At 63.4% G+C, this 15,420-nt stretch carries 13 protein-coding genes; 8 read left to right on the top strand and 5 right to left on the bottom strand.

Annotated features, from left to right (window positions below; all coding sequences use genetic code 11):
• A complete protein-coding gene (locus C8J33_RS02840) occupies window positions 1–885 on the bottom strand; it encodes a LysR family transcriptional regulator (RefSeq protein WP_110799465.1) in 885 nt (294 codons plus the stop codon).
• Window positions 886–991: 106 nt separating this feature from the next.
• Between C8J33_RS02840 and C8J33_RS02835 the strand changes: the two genes are divergently transcribed.
• From C8J33_RS02835 to C8J33_RS27870, 3 genes are all read left to right on the top strand, one after another.
• Window positions 992–1,213: a hypothetical protein gene (locus C8J33_RS02835; protein WP_110799112.1), complete on the top strand. Its 222-nt coding sequence runs from the start codon at window positions 992–994 to the stop codon at window positions 1,211–1,213.
• Between the two features lie 103 nt (window positions 1,214–1,316).
• Window positions 1,317–1,523 (top strand): hypothetical protein, encoded by a 207-nt coding sequence (locus C8J33_RS02830; protein ID WP_110799113.1) that lies wholly within the window; start codon window positions 1,317–1,319, stop codon window positions 1,521–1,523.
• Between the two features lie 415 nt (window positions 1,524–1,938).
• Window positions 1,939–2,946, top strand: a complete 1,008-nt coding sequence (locus C8J33_RS27870) for a GlxA family transcriptional regulator (protein ID WP_110728558.1) — start codon at window positions 1,939–1,941, stop codon at window positions 2,944–2,946.
• A 29-nt stretch (window positions 2,947–2,975) separates the two neighbouring features.
• Here C8J33_RS27870 and C8J33_RS02820 read toward each other — a convergent pair whose 3' ends face one another.
• From C8J33_RS02820 to C8J33_RS02805, 4 genes are all read right to left on the bottom strand, one after another.
• Window positions 2,976–4,295, bottom strand: a complete 1,320-nt coding sequence (locus C8J33_RS02820; protein WP_245419860.1) for a diguanylate cyclase — start codon at window positions 4,293–4,295, stop codon at window positions 2,976–2,978.
• A 300-nt stretch (window positions 4,296–4,595) separates the two neighbouring features.
• Window positions 4,596–5,429, bottom strand: a complete 834-nt coding sequence (locus tag C8J33_RS02815) for a response regulator (protein ID WP_110799114.1) — start codon at window positions 5,427–5,429, stop codon at window positions 4,596–4,598.
• Between the two features lie 172 nt (window positions 5,430–5,601).
• Window positions 5,602–8,475 (bottom strand): mechanosensitive ion channel domain-containing protein, encoded by a 2,874-nt coding sequence (locus tag C8J33_RS02810; protein ID WP_132663075.1) that lies wholly within the window; start codon window positions 8,473–8,475, stop codon window positions 5,602–5,604.
• Between the two features lie 185 nt (window positions 8,476–8,660).
• Window positions 8,661–9,215 (bottom strand): DUF924 family protein, encoded by a 555-nt coding sequence (locus C8J33_RS02805; RefSeq protein WP_132663074.1) that lies wholly within the window; start codon window positions 9,213–9,215, stop codon window positions 8,661–8,663.
• 239 nt (window positions 9,216–9,454) lie between these two features.
• On the opposite strand from C8J33_RS02805, the gene C8J33_RS02800 reads away from it, so the two are divergent.
• The 5 genes from C8J33_RS02800 (at window position 9,455) to C8J33_RS02780 (ending at window position 15,413) form a co-directional block, all read left to right on the top strand.
• Complete coding sequence (locus C8J33_RS02800) at window positions 9,455–10,411, top strand: sulfate ABC transporter substrate-binding protein (RefSeq protein ID WP_422038040.1); 957 nt, start codon at window positions 9,455–9,457, stop codon at window positions 10,409–10,411.
• Between the two features lie 6 nt (window positions 10,412–10,417).
• Window positions 10,418–11,275 (top strand): sulfate ABC transporter permease subunit CysT, encoded by an 858-nt coding sequence (cysT, locus tag C8J33_RS02795; protein WP_132663072.1) that lies wholly within the window; start codon window positions 10,418–10,420, stop codon window positions 11,273–11,275.
• The gene (gene cysW, locus C8J33_RS02790; protein ID WP_110799119.1) at window positions 11,265–12,152 is read left to right on the top strand and encodes a sulfate ABC transporter permease subunit CysW; all 888 of its coding nucleotides are present in this window, start codon (window positions 11,265–11,267) and stop codon (window positions 12,150–12,152) included. The genes cysT and cysW overlap by 11 nt, the downstream gene beginning before the upstream one ends.
• 17 nt (window positions 12,153–12,169) lie before the next feature.
• Window positions 12,170–13,207, top strand: a complete 1,038-nt coding sequence (locus C8J33_RS02785; protein WP_110799120.1) for a sulfate/molybdate ABC transporter ATP-binding protein — start codon at window positions 12,170–12,172, stop codon at window positions 13,205–13,207.
• 172 nt (window positions 13,208–13,379) lie between these two features.
• Entirely contained in the window at window positions 13,380–15,413 is a 2,034-nt protein-coding gene (locus tag C8J33_RS02780) for an acyltransferase family protein (protein ID WP_132663071.1), read from the top strand.
• Window positions 15,414–15,420 lie beyond the last annotated feature (7 nt).

The raw sequence follows: 15,420 nt of genomic DNA, 5'->3' as shown, positions 1-15,420 counted from the left end.
TCAGACGAGCGCGATGCAGGCGGCGCGCACGTGTTCGGCGACGGCCAGTACGGGCGCCGAGGCATCATCGATCGTCTGGATGCCGATATTGTAGGTTCCGAGATCCGGCAGACCTTCCGCCGGTCCAAGCTCCACGAGATCGCCCTGAACGAGATAGCGGGGCAGAGGTGCAATCGCGAGGTCCGCGAGGATCGCCGCTTTCTGGCCGGTCGTGTGTGCGCTGAGAAACGCCACACGATGGGCACGCCCTGACTTGTTCAGCTTGTCGATCGCATCGGCCCGCCAGACGCAGCCATCTTCCCACATCGAGACGGGCAGCGGCTCGCGCAGATGGGCGGTGCCGCACCTTGTACCTGCCCAGACGAGCCGTTCCTCCATGAGGATCTCGCCGTCGCGCAGCGTCTCGCTCGGGAAGCTGTTGTAAATGACGATGTCCATGCGCCGTTCTTCGACGCGTTTGCGCATGACGTTGCTCTGACCGATGGTGACATCGACCGTGACGTTCGGAAAGGTCTCCCCGAACCGCTTGAGAACGTCGGGAAGGATACGTTCGCCAAGATCTTCCGGCGCGCCGAGGCGCACCACGCCGTGCATATCCGGCATGAGGAAGCGCGTAACCGCTTCATTGTTGAGCGCCAGCATGCGCCGGGCGAAGCCCAGCAGCACCTCCCCCTTCGGCGTCAGCGACACCGAGCGCGCATCGCGCAGGAACAGCGCGCAACCGAGAAGCTCTTCCATCTTCTTGATCTGCATCGAGACGGCCGATGGCGTGCGGTAGACGGCCTCGGCCGCCGTGGTGAAATTGCCGGTCTCGGCAATGGCCACGAAGGTCTTGAGCACGTCGATTTCGAGCATCGGCAGCGCGTGCCGCATCATCATGTTCATGTCGGATCCATCATCAGAAAAACTGAACGATACCATGAGTTCATTTCGTTTGATTGAACATCGACCGACGCGCATTGTCAAGGCACGGGCAACGGAGACGCCGGCCATGAACAGCAACATCATTCCCTTCAAGACGAGAACAATCTTAGAGCCAGCGGAACTGGCTCGCCATCCCGTCAGCGCGATCATTCGCATCGTGAGGGCGATCATCGACCGGCAAAAGCTTTCGGCCACACGCCGTATCACGCGCCGGCAACTGCAGAATCTTCCCACGGTGGTCCGCCGCGACATCGGCGTGTCCGATGTCAATGATCATCAAGAATACTGAACTGACGCATCAATTCTATTCGTTGGATTGATAGACCGGGTTGCGACATGATGCCCTCATGGTCGCGACCTTTTGAAGAACCCCATCAAAAGGAACCAGTGCAATGTCTACCTTCAGCCTCTCGAGTTCACCCTCAACCCCGTCATTCGGATCGCGTGCGCTTGCCGGCGCCACGTCGCTCGCACATCGCATCGTCAAGACATGGCAGGACAGGCGCTCGGAACGCGCTCTGGCATCGCTGTCCTATGACACGCTCAAGGACATCGGCTTTCCCGCATCCACCGACAGCCGGAACACGCCTGCGCAATGATCCCATCCGCCAAAGACACCACAGACGACCCGCCGTGTCCCCGCCGCGGTTATGACAAAAGGGCGTTTTGCCGACCGGCAGGACGCCCTTTTTTGTGCCGTGTTCAAACCCGGACGAGATGACCTTCGAACCTCCTGTTTCCGACAAGGCCACCGCATGCCCGAGCGTCGCAAACAGATCAGTCAAAACAGAGACCGAGCCCGCATCGCTCGCTCCACCCTCAAGCCCATATGCTGCAAAGCAACATAATTGGGCGTTTGCACCATCGGCAGATGCTTTTTCAGGCACGGTGCGGGATGTCGCAAATTTTGTTCCTTGGCAGTCGCGACCATCCATGCCAGTGTCGCATTCAGGCAAGCTCGTCGGCCGTGCCCAAGCGACGAATAGCCATCTGCCCTGCATGGAGATATCGCTCGTGAACAAGCCGCTCACTGCCAAGCGCTCGCTGGTCTTCTTCCTTGTTCCCAATTTTTCGCTTCTGCCCTTCGCGGCCGCCATCGAGACGCTGCGGATCGCCAACCGGATGCTGGGCTATGACGCCTATTCCTGGCGGCTCGCCTCCACCGACGGCGCACAGGTCGTGTCCTCCAGCGGCATCGCGCTGGAGGTGAACTCGTCGGTCGCCGACGAGCGCAAGCACCTGGGCGGCGAGAGCCGGCCGTCGATGGTGCTGGTCTGTTCCGGCGTGTTCGTGGAGGATTTTCAGAACAAATCCGTCAATGCCTGGCTTCGCGAGGTCTACAATCGCGGTGTTGCCGTCGGGAGCCTCTGTACGGGCGCCCATGTGCTGGCTTCGGCCGGCCTGCTGACGGGCAAGCGCTGCGCGATCCACTGGGAAAACCTGCCGGGCTTCGCTGAAGCCTTCCCGCAGGTCGACGTCTTTGCGGATCTCTACGAGATCGACAGCAACATCTACACCTGCGCCGGCGGCACCGCCTCGCTCGACATGATGCTGAACCTGATCGATCAGGATTTCGGCGAGAACCTCGTCAATCGCGTCTGTGAACAGGCGCTGACGGACCGCGTCCGCGGCCCGCATGATCGCCAGCGCCTGCCGCTGCGCGCCCGCCTCGGGGTGCAGAACGCCAAGGTCCTGTCGATCATCGAGCTGATGGAAGGCAATCTCGCCGAACCTCTGTCACTGCTGGAACTTGCCGACAGTGCCGGTCTCTCACGCCGCCAGATCGAGCGGCTGTTCCGACAGGAAATGGGACGCTCGCCTGCCCGCTACTATCTGGAAATCCGGCTCGACCGCGCCCGCCACCTCCTCGTCCAGTCGGCCATGCCTGTGGTGGAGGTAGCCGTCGCCTGCGGCTTCGTCTCCGCCTCGCACTTCTCCAAGTGTTATCGCGAACTCTACAACCGCTCGCCGCAGCAGGAGCGCGCCGACCGCAAGGTGACGCTTGCCCAGTCCGCTCGTTAAGGCCGCTCGCCCAATCCGCTTGTCGAGTATCAGGACGCCATCGTATTGATCATCGTGAGTTCGGAGACGATCCGGTTCCGGCCGGCGTGCTTGGCCATGTAGAGGAACTGGTCGGCGGCGTGCAGGTAGTTGTCGAATACCTCGCGCTGCTCGATGGGCGCAAGGCCGATCGACACGGTGACTGACAGGTCCTCGTCGTCGGTGACGACCTGCGTCCGGGCGATCGTTTCACGCAATTGCTCGCAATAGAGGGTGGCGGCGGAGATATCGAGCCCGTCGAACAGCACGCCGAACTCCTCGCCGCCGAGGCGGGCGAGCAGGTGGTCGTTGCCGACGAAATTGCGCAGCGTCCGTGCGACCGCCTTCAGCACGAGATCGCCGACCTCGTGGCCGAACGTATCGTTCAGCCGCTTGAAGTGGTCGATGTCGAGAATGGCGATCGAGGAACCCACATTGCGGCGGAAGCACTGCTCGACAATGCGTGGCCCTTCCTGAAAGAAAAAGCGTCTGTTGTAGAGATCCGTGAGGTAATCCCGGGAGGCCAGCCGCTGCAGTGAGGCGATGCGCCGGTGGACGGTGATCGAGCGGTTGATGCGGCTGATGAACTCGTCGCGGTCGAACGGCCGCTCGACGAAGTCGGCGCCGCCCGCTTTGAGAAACCGCGCCGCCTGCCCCCGGGCAGACTGTGGGGCCATCGCAATGATCGGCACCGTCGTTTCGCATTCATAGGACCGCAGTCCGACGAGAAGCTGCTGCGCGGAAAGATCGCTGGCCGCATATTCCGAGATGACCAGATCGACGCGGCCCTCCATCACGGCGCTGAGCACGTCCTGCCCCGTCATTGCCTCGGTCACCCGAAACCGCTGCTCGCGCAGGACCGACGCCAGCGCCTGCCGGCGTTCCGCATCGTCGTCGGCCACCAGCACGTTCGTGCCGGCATTGGTCAGCATGCGATTGACGGCCACGACGACCGAAGACACAGAGTCGCGCTCGTTCTTGATGATGCAATCCACCACACCGCGCGCCATGACACGCTCGCGCGTGCTGTCGTTGAAGCTGCCGGTGAAGACGATGGCGGGAATGCCGTGCGAGAGCACGAGGTCGAGCGCCTCGCAGTTTGGCGCATCGGGAAGGTTGAGGTCGAGCACGGCGACATCGAAGCTCTGGCACTCCAGCGCCCGCGTGACGTCGCCAAGCGAGGCGCAATGCGTCACCGTCATGGCCTCACCGTTCTGGATCTCGTGACGGATAAGCGTCGAGAAGACGCGGGAATCTTCGATCAGCAGCAGATGCCTGCCGCTCTGCTTCAGCGCGGCATCGCCGGTCTGCTCTTGCTTGCTGAACGTCAAGGTCCCCACCCTTTTCGAGCAGGATACCGTATATCGGTTCTGCTCCCCCAAGATCCCGGCCGTCGATGCTGCGCAGGCGGGATCTATTATGTCTCGTATGGCTTACCACAAAGGGTTTTGTGTTCCGTTAACGCGACCCGAAAAACGGTACGAGTCACACTCGCCATGGATGGAAGATCGGGAGGATCGGCCTGGCGCAACGCAAACACCAAGCGCCCGGGAACGGGCGCCTGGTGCACATGAGGCACACGAAAGCGTCATGTCGGTGACGTTGGACCGAGCGTGTCGCCGTTCGTCAGATCAGGCGCTGAGCGCCATCTGCGAGCCGAGCGTGCGGATCTTCGTCAGCGTGTCCAGGTTCTGGTTGACGCGGCAATAGAACTCTTCGTTGACGAACGGCCGCATGATGAAGTCGTTGCCGCCGGCCTTCAGGAAACGGGCCGAGAGGAGACGGTTCGTGGAGGAGGATACGCCGATGATGCGCAGCTGGTGCGGACCATAGGCGCCGCGAATGCGCCGGGTCAGCTCGAAGCCGTCGATATCGGGCATGTTGTAGTCGGTGATGACGAGACCGATATCCGAATGGCGCTTCAGGAGTTCGAGCGCCATCGCGCCGCAATCGGCGGTGCTGACGCGGAAGTTGAACCGCTTGAGCTGCGTCGTCAGAAGCGCGCGCGCCGTCGGGCTGTCGTCCACGATCATCACGTGGTGCCGGTGATTGGTCAGAAAGCGGCACACGGATTCCACCAGCATATCCACGGCAAAGACGCTGTCCTTGATGATGTAATCAACGATGTCCTTGGCGAGGATCGACTCGCGCGTGCTCTCCTGAAACGTGCCCGTGAACACGATGGTCGGAATGCTCATATCGACCAGATAGGACAGCGCCTCGCCGTTCTCAGCGCCCGGAAGATTGATATTCGAGATGGCAAGCGTTGCGGGGAAGGAAGCGTTCTCGATGGCGAAAGTGACTTCGTCATAGTCCTTACAGACGATGACGTCGATATCGAGGAGCTCCTTGAGGCGCTTCGACACCATTGCCGCGAAGAGATTACTATCTTCCGCGAGCACAATACGGTGCTGTTGCAGGGACTCTCCGGAGTAATACATCCCCGACACACCGAAAAACGACATTGCGCGCTCTCTTTTTCTACACTGAGGGAGACATTAGCAAAAAAGGTTTTCGCAGTCGTTAAAAGGCCGCTACCTAGGGTGGCTTTTTCAGGAATACGGCGACAAACCGGCGGAGAACACGAAAACATTCCTCACCGGCGTCACGTTCATGCCGTCAAATTCCGAACGACGCTCAGCGCGGCCGGCCGGGCCGGCGCTTGCGGGCACCGCTTTTCGTCCCGTCCGTGCCCTTCTCCGGTGCCGGCTTGTCTTCGCCGATATCGAGTTTTTTCGCAGGCGTGACAGGTGCGGGCGAAGCCGCAGCGGAAACGCCGGGCTTGGCCTCGGCACGCAGCTCCTCGCCCTGCAGCGCATCACGCCGGTCGCTCTCGGACGAGTCCGGCACATCATTGCCACGGCTGTCCGGAGGCTCGACGCTCGGCTGCTCCACATAGCCGCCGGCGTCCCCCGGCAACAGCGAGGACCCCCGTGCAGCCTCCGACCGCGTTCCCTGAAAGATGGCCGAGAGCACTTCGGCATCCTCCGGCGAAATCTTGATCGGCACTTCGGGTGCAGCCGGACCGCCCAGCGCGATGCCATCGGCCTGAAAGCGCTCGAAGACCGCCATGCGGACATCCGTGCGAACGGAAACGCCCTGCAGGATATCGGCGAGGAACACGCGCACCTCGAACTCGAGCTCGGACGACGTGAAGCCACGGAAGACGATGATCGGCTCGGGATTGCGCAAGATGTTCGGCAGCCCGGTCACCGCAGCCCGCAGCGATTCCACCACCTTGCGCGGATCGTTGGAGGAGTGCGCGGAAAAGGTGATATCGACGCGTCCGAGCTTGTTGCGGTGGGTCCAGTTGCCGACGGACGCGTTGATGAACAGCGAGTTCGGCACCATGATCGTCTGCCGCTGGAACGTTTCGATCTCGGTCGCGCGCACCGAGATGCGCTTCACGAAACCCTCGGTCGTTCCGGAGATGACCCAGTCGCCCACCTTGAACGGTCGCTCGACGAGCAGGATGAGGCCGGAGACGAAGTTCGAGACGATGTTCTGGAGGCCGAAGCCGACGCCAAGGGACAGGGCGCCGGCGACCAGTGCGAGGCTCGACAGGTCGAGGCCCGCGGCGGAGATGCCGATCAGGCCGGCAATGCCCATGCCGAGATAGCCGATGCCCGTCTTGACCGAGTTGCGCACCCCGAGATCGACCCGGCTGCGCGCCAGAACGCTGCCGTCGATCCAGCGCTGCAGCCAGCGGGTGATGACGAAGCCGAGGATGAAGAGCAGGATGCCGGCGAAGATGCCGACGAGCGAGATGGTGATCGTGCCGATGCGGATTTCGGTGAAGATCCGGTAGGCCCACGCCTCGATATCCGCGATCTTGAAGCCCCATTGCAGGAGCAGCAGCGGCACGAAGAACATGGCGACGAGCAGGTAGATGCTGAGCCCGACCGCAAGCCCGATCTGGTCGAGCGCCATCGGCTCCAGCCGGTAACGATGCGACAGGTAGCGGCCGCCGACCGTCTTGGCGAGTGCGTTCTGCTTGGCCAGCGCCTTGCCGGTGAGAATGCCGATATACATGGTGACGAAGATCGCGCCTGTGACGACGATCTGCGTGGCGATGAAACGCGCCAGCCCGACATAGCCGGAGAGCGCCGCCGTGATCAGCCCGAGGCCCGCCAGAAGCAGGAGAATGGAGATGGCACGCGGCCACGGTCGCCCCTGCCCGTCCAGCGGCTGGCCCTGCGGAATGACCGGGCGGATCAGCGCGATCGCCATCAGCAGCAGGCCGATGAGGATGGAGGCGATCAGGCTCTTGGCGACCGTCAGCACCAGAGGCGAGCCGAGCGTGACGCTGATCGTTTCCAGCAGGTAATCGAAGAGATTTGCGAAGGCCATCGCCATGATGAGGGCGACCAGCAATCGCGCGCCACGATCCGACACCCGCACCAGCCGCCAGACGGCCTGGCCGGGTGCCAGAACCGCCGTCGAGATCGTCCAGACGAACTGCAGCGCGACGCAGAGCGCGAGAAACGTCACCACGATCGGCGCGATGTCCGGCCTAAGCACATTGAAGGACTGGAGGAAGAAGAAGGCCGTCGTCGCAAACGTGGCGGACGCGATGGTGGGTACCAGCGTCGAACCGAAGGCGCGCGACAGGCGGGCGATGTAGGTGGGGTTCAGATCCCGCACCGAACGGCGCAGAAGCGGCGCGAAAAGCCGATGCGTGCCGGCCAGAAGCACCAGCGCCGAGCAGAGCGACAGGAACAGCGCCGACATCAGCGGCACGCGCTTGAAGGTGAAGACGAAGGTCAGCCAGCTACCGATATTGCGGGAGAACGCCTGTGCCTCGACCACCAGCGCTTGGCCCGCATCGACCAGCATGTCGATGTTGATGTCCGTATGCCGCAGCAGCGTGCTGGAAAACAGAAAACGGCGTTTCTCGGTGATCGTCGTCGAGAGCGCGTTGGCATCCGCGACAAGCGTTTCCGCCGTTCCGGTCACGGCGTTCAGGGCGTTGCGCTCGGCGATCAGGCGGCCCCGCTCGTCGGTCACGACGGAGGCTTCGGGCTCCGCACCGGCCGCCGGCGGATCGCCGAGTTCGGTCAACCGCGCCTTGATCTGCTCGATGCGGGTGCGGGCCGCATCCATCTGGCCGCCGACCTGCTGCGACAGGTCGTCCACCTGCGCCTTGATTTCGGCCAGCCGGTTGTCGGCAGCATTCGAATTGTTGGCCTGGGTCGAACGCGCGGTTTCCGCAGCGTCGGCGGTCTCGACCTGCGCCGCAAGCGCATCGAGCCGCTTGCGTGCCGCCTCGAGCTGCTGCGCCGTATCGGCCTGCGCATCGTCCAGCCGGTCCCGCACCGGCCCGCCATCGCCGGCATTCTGGCGTCCGACGCTCGCAGCCGGTGTGGCGGGTGTTGCCGGGGGCTGACTGGTCGTTGGCTGCGCGGGCGCAGCTGGCTGGCTTTGGGTCGGCTGGCTGGGGGCCGACTGCTGCGCGAGGACCGGCGACAGGCTGGAAACGAGAATGAGCACAATGGCGAGGAAACGAAGCATCGTTGGGGAACACGCTTTCACGGTTGGGTCTGTCTTCCCGACGGACGAAGCCGAAAGGTACTGAAAGAAAGAACGCGGCACACGGCCGAGAGAATCATGCGGCAGGAGAACGCCATACGCGCTCCCGTTGGCGGCTCGGTATGGCGAATTTTGGGCTTCCCGCCGCAGGCTATCCCGCTCAGAGGTTAGAAGCGCGAACCCGGCTGCAGCAGGAAGGCTTCCTCCTGCGGGCTCGGCATGCGCCCGAGAATGGCGTTGCGATGCGGAAAACGACCGAAACGGGCGACGATCTCGCGGTGACGCACGGCAAAATCGAGAAGCATGGGATCGCCCAGCGCGGTGAAGAGCTGCACCGCGAGATCCTGATCCGACATTGCCTCGGAATGCTCGAACGGCAGGTAGAAGAACGCGCGCTGCACCGGCGCGACTGCCTGATCGGCACCCGCTTCCAGCGCCAGCCGCGCTTCGCGACGCGCGAGACCATCCGTGGCGAAGGCGAGCGGCGAACCGCGATAGATGTTGCGCGACATCTGGTCGAACAGGATAAGGGTCGCAAGCCGCGCCGCCGGCGTCTCCCGCCAGTCCGGGCCCACATTGCGCGACACGGCGAGATGCGTGGCGCGAAAACGCCGGTCGCATTCCGCATCCAGCTGCGGGTGCGCCTTGTACCAATGTTCCGGGTCGATATCCTCGAACCAGAACGAGACGACCTCCTGCGGCGTGCACAGCGTTTCGCTCATGGGTATCCCCTCTTTGCCGGACGTAAGACTGCCTTGTTGCATCAATCTTGCGCGAGCGGGAGACCTGACGGCAGGACTTTTCTCCAAAGGGCGTCGCAATCGCAAACTTCTTTGTTATCCTATTCGACAGACCCGCTAGAGTACGTCCGACAACACGGAGGTCGAGATCAATGAACGCAAAGGGAATATCCCGCTTTTTCACGGTGGCCCTGCTGGCCACCAGCATTCAGGTCGGGGGTATGGGGTTCGCCTTTGCCGATCAGACCATCCTGAATGTGTCCTATGACCCGACACGCGAACTCTACAAGGACTTCAACGCCGCCTTCGCCGAGAAGTGGAAGACCGATACCGGGGAAACGCTGACGATCCAAACTTCTCATGGCGGCTCCGGCAAGCAGGCACGCTCCGTCATCGATGGCCTCGAGGCCGACGTGGTGACGCTCGCGCTCGAAGCCGACATCGATGCTATCGCTAAGGAAAGCGGCAAGATCCCCGCCGACTGGAAGACGAAGTTCGAGAACAACAGCGCGCCCTATACCTCCACGATCGTCTTCCTTGTCCGCAAGGGCAATCCGAAAGGCATCAAGGACTGGGGCGATCTGGTCAAGGACGACATCCAGGTGATCACGCCGAACCCGAAGACCTCGGGCGGCGCGCGCTGGAACTTCCTGGCTGCCTGGGCTTGGGCCCGCGCGCAGAACGGCGGCGACGATGCCAAGGCGCAGGACTATGTGAACCAGCTCTTCAAGCACGTGCCGGTTCTCGACACCGGCGCCCGCGGCGCGACGACGACCTTCGTCCAGCGCGGCCTCGGCGACGTGCTGATCGCCTGGGAAAACGAGGCCTATCTCTCGCTCGAGGAACTCGGCCCCGACAGCTTCGACATCGTCACCCCCTCGATTTCCATCAAGGCCGAGCCGCCAGTGGCGCTGGTCGATGGCAATGTTGACACGAAGGGCACCCGCAAGGTGGCCGAGGCCTACCTTCAGTATCTCTACTCGGATGTCGGGCAGAAGATCGCCGCCAAGCATTATTATCGCCCGTTCAAGCCGGAAGCGGCCGATCCGAACGATATCAAGCGCTTTGCCGACGTGAAGCTCTCGACCATCGACGAATTTGGTGGTTGGAAGGAAGCTCAGCCGAAATTCTTCGGAGACGGGGGCGTCTTCGACCAGATCTACAAGCCGGGGCAATAAGATTACATGACCATAAGCCTCCCTCAGCGGTGGCAATTTCGACAGCCGAGCGTCATCCCGGGATTCGGGTTGGCGCTCGGCGTCACTTTGTCATGGCTCATTCTCATCATTCTCATTCCGCTCTCTGGCCTCGCCTGGCGATCGAGCACACTCGGCTGGAGCACGTTCTGGACGCTGGCCACCGACCAGCGGACGCTGAACGCGTTGAAGATCAGCTTCGGCACCGCCTTCCTCGCAGCGCTGGCAAACGTCGTCTTCGGCGTGCTGCTGGCCTGGGTGCTGGTGCGCTACCGATTCTTCGGCCGGCGCGTCATCGATGCGATGGTGGACCTGCCCTTCGCCCTGCCGACGGCCGTCGCCGGTATCGCGTTGACGACACTCTACGCACCCAACGGATGGATCGGCAGCCTGCTGACGCCGCTGGGCATCAAGGTAGCCTTCACCCCGCTCGGCATCGTGTTCGCCCTGATCTTCGTCGGCCTGCCCTTCGTGGTGCGCACGGTGCAGCCGATCATGGAAGAGATCGACCGCGAGGTCGAGGAAGCCTCGGCGACGCTGGGCGCCACACGCTTCCAGACCGTCAGCCGCGTGCTGCTGCCGGGCCTCGCGCCGGCCGTGCTGACCGGTTTCGCGCTGGCATTCGCCCGCGGCGTCGGCGAGTACGGCTCCGTCATCTTCATCGCCGGCAACCTGCCTTACGTCTCGGAGATTGCACCCTTGCTCATCGTCATCCGGCTGGAGGAGTTCAACTATCCCGCCGCAACCGCGATCGCCGCCGTCATGCTGATCATCTCCTTCGTCATGCTGCTCGTCATCAATTCCATTCAGGCTTGGAGCCGGCGGAGGTATGGTTATGGCGCATGATGCTGTCGCACCCGCCTCCAGCGGCACCTCCGAAATGGTGCGGTCGGCAACCTCGGAAAGCCGCCTCGCTCGTTACGGCCTGATCGCCCTGTCGCTTGCCTTTGTCGGCCTGTTCCTGGTGCTCCCGCTCGCCATCGTCTTCACCGAGGCACTGCGCAAGGGGCCGGGCGCGTTCTTCGAAGCGATCGCCGATCCGGAAACATGGGCGGCCATCCGGCTGACCCTGCTGGTCGCGGCCATCGCGGTACCGCTCAATCTCGTCTTCGGCATCGCTGCCGCTTGGGCCATCGCCAAGTTCGAGTTCAAGGGCAAGGCGTTCCTGACCACACTGATCGACCTGCCCTTCTCGGTATCGCCGGTCATTTCGGGTCTCGTCTTCGTGCTCCTGTTCGGATCGCACAGCCTGCTCGGCCCCTGGCTCGGCAGCCATGGCATCAAGGTGCTCTTCGCCGTTCCCGGCATCGTGCTCGCCACGGTTTTCGTCACCTTCCCCTTCGTCGCCCGCGAACTCATTCCGCTGATGCAGGAACAGGGCACGAGCGACGAGGAGGCCGCGCTGTCGCTCGGCGCCAGCGGCTGGCAGACCTTCTGGTACGTCACCCTGCCGAACATCAAATGGGGCCTGCTCTATGGCGTGCTGCTCTGCAATGCGCGGGCCATGGGCGAGTTCGGTGCGGTGTCGGTCGTCTCGGGCCATATCCGGGGCATGACCAACACGATGCCGCTACAGGTCGAAATCCTCTACAACGAATATAATTTCATCGGCGCCTTTGCCGTGGCCACGCTGCTCGCGCTTCTGGCGCTGGTCACGCTCGTCATCAAGTCGCTGCTCGAATTCAAATTCAGTGCGCAGATCGCCGCCGCACGCAAGCACTGAAAAAGGTATACGGTTTCATGGAAGTACGCGTTCAGGACATCCGCAAGGACTTCGGCCGGTTCCCGGCCCTCGACAAGGTCTCGCTCGACATCCGCTCGGGCGAACTCATCGCCCTCCTCGGCCCCTCGGGTTCCGGCAAGACGACACTGCTGCGGCTGATTGCCGGGCTGGAAAGCCCGACCGACGGCACGATCTTCTTCGGCGACGACGATGCCTCGAAGAAGACCGTGCAGGAGCGCAATATCGGCTTCGTGTTCCAGCACTATGCCCTCTTCCGGCATATGACGGTCATCGACAATGTCGCCTTCGGCCTCAAGGTGCGCCCCTCGTCTCGCCGCCCCGCTGCAGCCGACATCCGCAAGCGCGCCGAAGATCTCATCGATCTCGTGCAGCTCGGCGGCCTGGAGAAGCGCTATCCCGCACAGCTTTCCGGCGGCCAGCGCCAGCGCGTCGCACTCGCCCGCGCCATGGCGGTGGAGCCGAACGTGCTGCTGCTCGACGAACCCTTCGGGGCGCTGGACGCGCAGGTGCGCAAGGAGCTGCGCCGCTGGCTGCGCGAGATACACGACCGCACCGGCCACACCACCGTCTTCGTGACGCACGATCAGGACGAGGCGCTGGAACTCGCAGACCGCGTCGTGGTCATGAGCAAGGGCCGGATCGAGCAGGTGGGGACGCCGGACGAGATCTACGACACGCCGAACTCCCCCTTCGTCTTCGGCTTCATCGGGCAGTCCAACACCCTGCCGGTGCGCGTCGAGAATGGACAGCTGTGGCTGGAGGATCGCTCGATCGGCGTCAGCGCACCGGGGGAGCCGGCAGGACCGGCCGAACTCTATTTCCGCCCACACGACATCGACCTGCTCGACGGCTGCGGCGGCTGTCTTGCCGGCGTCGTCACGCTCAGCCGGCGCGTCGCCGGCACGCGGCATGTGGAACTGGATATCGCCGGCAGCACGCGCCGCATCGAGATCGAACTGCCCTCCGATGTCGCAGCCACCCCCGGCACGCGCATCGCCTTCCGCCCCAATCGCTGGCGCCTGTTCCGCTCCTGAGGTGGCCCGACCGGGATGTGCGCCTCGGCCACACCAGCGAAGAATGCGGGGGCGCTATTCCATTAGCGTCTTGAAGAATGCCGGCGGTGGCCTATTCCTTTAGTCGGCGGATCGATGCTCCGCCGCCTTTTTACGTTCTCCATACCCGCCAGCCCCCTGACGCGAAGACCCCATGCAGCACCGACCCGAAATCGATGGCCTCCGGGCCGTGGCCGTCGTCCCGGTCATCCTCTTCCATGCGGGCGTCGGCTGGTTCGCCGGCGGCTATGTCGGCGTCGATGTGTTCTTCGTCATCAGCGGCTACCTGATCACCACGATCATCGCCGCCGCGCAGGACAAGGGCACCTTCACCATTCTCGGCTTCTACGAGCGGCGGGCGCGGCGCATCATGCCCGTGCTCTTCACCGTGATCCTCTGCTGCCTGCCCTTCGCCTGGGCCTGGATGCTGCCGGCGCAGATGAAAAGTTTTGGCGAGAGCATCATCGCCGTCTGCCTGTTCCTGTCGAACGTGCTCTTCTGGCAGGAAAGCGGATATTTCGCCGCCGCCGCCGAGAAGCAGCCTCTGCTGCACACCTGGAGCCTCGCGGTTGAGGAGCAATATTACGTCGTCTTCCCAATCCTTCTCATGATCCTCCATCGCTACGGCGCCCGCCTCCGCTTCGCCGCCGTTCTCCTGATGGCGCTCGCCAGCTTCGCGCTCGCCGTCTACGGCGCCGTGGCCTTTCCGAACGCAGCCTTCTACCTTCCCCACACCCGCGCCTGGGAACTGCTGGCCGGCTCGCTCTGCGCACTCATTCTCCTCAAGCGCGAGCAGCCCGGCAACGACGTCCTGTCCCTCATCGGCCTTGCCGCGGTGCTCGCCGGGGTCTTCCTCTATGACGATGGCACGCCGTTTCCCTCGGCCTGGACGCTGGCGCCGGTCGGCGGCACCGCGCTGATCATTCTCTTTGCCGGCCAAGGCACGCTCGTGCATCGGCTCCTATCCCTGCGGCTGCTGACCGGCATGGGGCTGATCAGCTACAGCCTCTATCTCTGGCACCAGCCTCTGTTCGCCTTCGCGCGCATTCGAAGCCTGACCGAGCCGACGCCTCTTCTGATGGCACTCCTGACCGTTGCCGCCGTGCTCCTCGCCATCCTGTCCTGGCGTTTCGTCGAGACGCCGTTTCGCACCGGCCGCATCAAGGCGCTCGCCAGCGCCCCCCGTATTCTCGCCGCGACCGGCGCGGTCGCCGTTGTGATGATGGCGGTCGGAGCAGCGGGGCGGCTGGACGACGGTCTGTCGTTCCGCCTGCCACCTGCGGCCCTCGCGGCGCTCGAGGTGCAGGCTCACCCCGACCCGGCGATGACGACCTGTCTGTTCGACAAGGGCGAGGCGACGCTGCCCCATCCGATCCGTGCTTGCATGACGCCGAACACGGAGAAGAGCGACACGATCCTGATCGGTGATTCCCACGCCGGCGCGATCACCGGCGAGGCTCTGCGGGCATTCGCGAGCGCGGGGCTGGACCTCTACGCTCTCTCCCACTCCTCCTGTGCCGGCTTTTCCGGCTTCGTGGTCTCGAACGCCAAATACCGCCTCCGCTGCAACCCCTTCTTCGAAGGCGTGGAGGACTATATCGCCAAGAGCGGCATCAAGACCGTCATCATGGTCAGCCGCTGGTCGCTCTATCTGGATGGGAATGCCTTCGACAATGGCGAGGGCGGCATCGAGGCCCTGAAACCGACCTATGCCGACCTCTATGACCGTCGCGACGACATGGGCAGCGAGACCGATCCTGCCCGCAAGGAGCGCGTGCTCGCGGCGTTTCTCGCCGATATCCATGCCTATCTCGACCGCGGCGTGAACGTCGTGCTGGTCTACCCCATACCCGAAGCGGGCTGGAACGTACCGGATCTGCTGGCCCGCGCGGCCATGACATCAACGGATGTCGAGCCACTGGGAACGTCGTCAGATCGCTACCGAGCCCGCAACGCCGCCGTCATCGCGGCTTTCGACACGCTCGACCATCCGCGCCTCGCGAAAATCAAACCATCCGCTATCTTCTGCGACAGCTTCGTTCAGGGCCGCTGCATCAACAGCCTTTCGACGGACCGGATCTTCTATTTCGACGACGACCACCTGTCGAATGCCGGTGCCGGGCTGCTGATGCCCCCGATCATCGACGCGGTCCGTGGTCTGGGAGCAACCGCTTCGGCTGGCCGTTGAGCTACGA

The sequence above is a fragment of the Rhizobium sp. PP-CC-3G-465 genome (assembly GCF_004343445.1).
In the GTDB taxonomy this organism is placed as follows: domain Bacteria; phylum Pseudomonadota; class Alphaproteobacteria; order Rhizobiales; family Rhizobiaceae; genus Ferranicluibacter; species Ferranicluibacter rubi.
The sequence above is the reverse complement of the archived record's forward strand: the minus strand, read 5'-3'. Positions and strand labels throughout refer to the sequence as shown.

Excerpts from the sequence above, each read along its gene's own strand:
- C8J33_RS02830 (WP_110799113.1), top strand. The coding sequence starts at position 1,317 with ATGTCTACCTTCAGCCTCTCGAGTTCACCCTCAACCCCGTCATTCGGA.
- C8J33_RS02840 (WP_110799465.1), bottom strand. The coding sequence starts at position 885 with ATGAACATGATGATGCGGCACGCGCTGCCGATGCTCGAAATCGACGTG.
- cysT (WP_132663072.1), top strand. The coding sequence starts at position 10,418 with ATGACCATAAGCCTCCCTCAGCGGTGGCAATTTCGACAGCCGAGCGTC.
- C8J33_RS02785 (WP_110799120.1), top strand. The coding sequence starts at position 12,170 with ATGGAAGTACGCGTTCAGGACATCCGCAAGGACTTCGGCCGGTTCCCG.
- C8J33_RS02780 (WP_132663071.1), top strand. The coding sequence starts at position 13,380 with ATGCAGCACCGACCCGAAATCGATGGCCTCCGGGCCGTGGCCGTCGTC.
- C8J33_RS02800 (WP_422038040.1), top strand. The coding sequence starts at position 9,455 with ATGGGGTTCGCCTTTGCCGATCAGACCATCCTGAATGTGTCCTATGAC.
- C8J33_RS02815 (WP_110799114.1), bottom strand. The coding sequence starts at position 5,429 with ATGTCGTTTTTCGGTGTGTCGGGGATGTATTACTCCGGAGAGTCCCTG.
- cysW (WP_110799119.1), top strand. The coding sequence starts at position 11,265 with ATGGCGCATGATGCTGTCGCACCCGCCTCCAGCGGCACCTCCGAAATG.
- C8J33_RS02810 (WP_132663075.1), bottom strand. The coding sequence starts at position 8,475 with ATGCTTCGTTTCCTCGCCATTGTGCTCATTCTCGTTTCCAGCCTGTCG.
- C8J33_RS02805 (WP_132663074.1), bottom strand. The coding sequence starts at position 9,215 with ATGAGCGAAACGCTGTGCACGCCGCAGGAGGTCGTCTCGTTCTGGTTC.
- C8J33_RS02835 (WP_110799112.1), top strand. The coding sequence starts at position 992 with ATGAACAGCAACATCATTCCCTTCAAGACGAGAACAATCTTAGAGCCA.